General features: G+C 59.6%; 1 protein-coding gene, 1 tRNA gene and 1 pseudogene. 1 reads left to right on the top strand and 2 read right to left on the bottom strand.

Annotation, left to right across the window (positions count from 1 at the left end):
• Window positions 1–2 precede the first annotated feature (2 nt).
• Window positions 3–75: transfer RNA gene (locus tag ACK1VC_RS18825), tRNA-Val, on the bottom strand.
• Between the two features lie 215 nt (window positions 76–290).
• Here ACK1VC_RS18825 and rdgC point away from each other — a divergent pair.
• The gene (gene rdgC, locus ACK1VC_RS18820) at window positions 291–1,211 is read left to right on the top strand and encodes a recombination-associated protein RdgC (RefSeq protein ID WP_016485300.1); all 921 of its coding nucleotides are present in this window, start codon (window positions 291–293) and stop codon (window positions 1,209–1,211) included.
• Between the two features lie 15 nt (window positions 1,212–1,226).
• Here rdgC and ACK1VC_RS18815 read toward each other — a convergent pair.
• Window positions 1,227–1,307: pseudogene (locus ACK1VC_RS18815) on the bottom strand (sugar diacid recognition domain-containing protein); the annotation flags it as partial.

Here is a 1,307-nt window from a genome sequence, read left to right as displayed (position 1 = left end):
GGTGGGTGATGACGGGATCGAACCGCCGACCCTCTGCTTGTAAGGCAGATGCTCTCCCGGCTGAGCTAATCACCCTTCGTCTCGGTGTGGCGCGCATTCTACGGACGACCCCGCACCCTGGCAAGCACTTTTTAAACTTTTTTCAAAAAAAACCTCATGCCTTTCAAAGACCTAGCGTTGCCGGTTGTTTCTTTTATGCATAAGCCACTGCTGGCCCTCTGACAGGGTTGGCCTCAGAGCTCCGCTCGGAGAATAATGCCCGCCTTATGCATTAAGGAGAGTTACCCCTCATGTGGTTCAAGAACCTGCTGACCTACCGCCTGACCCAGGAAGTCCCGTTCGAGCCTGAAGCGCTGGAAGCCGCACTGGCCAGCAAGCCGGCCCGCCCCTGCGCCAGCCAGGAGCTGACCACCTATGGTTTCGTCGCGCCGTTCGGCAAAGGCGAAGACGCTCCTCTGGTGCATGTCAGCGGCGAGTTCCTGCTGATTGCCGCCCGCAAGGAAGAACGCATCCTGCCTGGCAGCGTGGTCAACGACGCGGTCAAGGAAAAGGTCGAAGAGATCGAGACCGAGCAGATGCGCAAGGTCTATAAAAAAGAACGCGACCAGATCAAGGACGAAATCATCCAGGCCTTCCTGCCGCGTGCGTTCATCCGCCGCTCGATGATCTTCGCCGCCATCGCCCCGCGTCTGGGTGTGATCCTGGTCAACTCGGCGAGTGCCAAGCGTGCCGAAGACCTGCTGTCCACCCTGCGTGAAGTGATGGGCTCGCTGCCGGTGCGCCCGGCCACGGTGAAGGTTGCGCCAACCGCCACCATGACCGACTGGGTAAAAACGCAGCAAACCGCCGAAGGCTTCTATGTACTGGACGAGTGCGAATTGCGTGACACCGCCGAAGACGGCGGCATCGTGCGTTGCAAGCGCCAGGACCTGACCGGCGAGGAGATTCAGCTGCACCTGAGCACTGGCAAGGTGGTAACCCAGCTGGCCCTGGCCTGGCAAGACAAGCTGTCGTTCATTCTGGACGATAAAATGGTAATCAAGCGCCTGAAGTTCGAAGAGCTGCTGCAGGAGCAGGCCGAGCAGGACGGTGGTGATGAGGCGGCGCAGCAGTTCGATGCCAGCTTCCTGCTGATGATGATGACCTTTACCGAATTCCTGCCGGCGCTGTTCGAGGCGCTGGGTGGGGAGGAAATTCCGCAAGGGGTCTGAGGTGGTTTGAAGGACTGGTGCGCCGCTGCCCAGGATCAAGCCCTGGCTGTCCATGACATTGACGTTGCACGGCAAGATGGCCATCGCCCGGTCAAC

The sequence above is a fragment of the Pseudomonas sp. XP2 genome (assembly GCF_053557975.1).
This window is presented reverse-complemented; position numbering and strand designations above follow the sequence as displayed.